The 1,082-nt window shown below is 74.7% G+C and carries 1 protein-coding gene; it reads right to left on the bottom strand.

Annotated elements, in window-relative coordinates; translation table 11 throughout:
• Window positions 1-613: ParB N-terminal domain-containing protein (locus TOK_RS33605; RefSeq protein ID WP_216362129.1), on the bottom strand; the 613-nt coding region annotated here is incomplete at its 3' end.
• Window positions 614-1,082 lie beyond the last annotated feature (469 nt).

The following is a 1,082-nucleotide window of genomic DNA, read 5'->3' as shown; positions in this document are numbered from 1 at the left end:
CCAGGGTCAGCTCGTAGCGGGCCATCGCCTTGGCCGCGATCTCGCTGGCCGCGATCCGGGTGGTCTGGCGGATCCGCGCGGCCGGGGTCCGGGTCTGGCGGGCGATCTGCGCCGCGGTCAGGCCCAGCTCGAGCAGCTCCTGGTGGGCAGCGACCTCCTCACGGTCACCGATGCCGGCCCGGTGGTTGTTCTCCCCGAGCTGGTCGACGATCCGCGCGATCTGGCCCTGCCGGTCAGCCCCGTCCGGGTCGTCGTCGGCCTCGAGGAGGACCCGCACCCGCGCCAGGCCCGCCTTCACCGCGGCGAGAGTGCGGCGCTGGCCCTTGCGCACCACCAGCGCGCCGTCGTCGCGGCGGCGCACCGTGATCGGCTCACGGACCCCGCGCTCACCGATGTCAGCGACGAAATGCGCACTCAGCCTTACCTCGGTGCGGGTGTTGATCCCCACAACCAGCTCGGCCGGGTCCACCCACAGCAACGTCCCAAGCTCCTCGGCCCCGACGGCCGGGGTCCCGCCATCGGCGCAGGTCGCGGCGCCGTCGGGGTATGCGGGTTCGGTGCTGGCGGGTTCGGTGCTGGCGGGTTCGGTGCTGGTGGGTTCGGTTGTGCTCACGCGGACCTCCGAGGGAATCGCGAGTCGAGCCCACGACCCGGTGGTCGTGGGGGTGCGTCCCGGGGTGGGACGTCCTCGCCCACGGCGCCCCGTCGCCGCTGACCGGCGGGGGTTCGCGCTGGTCCGGCCGGTGTGGACCCGCCCTTTCGGCCTCGGGGCGTTTCCGGGCGGGGCAGGGTTCGAGTGCGGGGGCGGGTTCACCCGGGGCGGGACCAGCGGGGTTCATCGCCGGGCACGAGCGCGGGGACGCCAGGGTGCGAGTCCCACAACGCGGGCCGCCGCCCTCGCGGCCCGCGCTCCGAGACCACCACCGCGCCTCCCACCGGCACGCGCCGGCGGGAGGTCAGGGATCCGAGGTCTCAGCCGGGTTTGACAACGCGCCAAGCTGGTCGGCGACGCTGTCGGCGACCTTCGTCCACTCCGGGCCGGTGAGCTGCCCGCCGTGGGCCATCAGCCGGGCACCGAGCAT

Source organism: Pseudonocardia sp. N23, assembly GCF_002583555.1.
GTDB lineage: Bacteria > Actinomycetota > Actinomycetes > Mycobacteriales > Pseudonocardiaceae > Pseudonocardia.
This window is presented reverse-complemented; position numbering and strand designations above follow the sequence as displayed.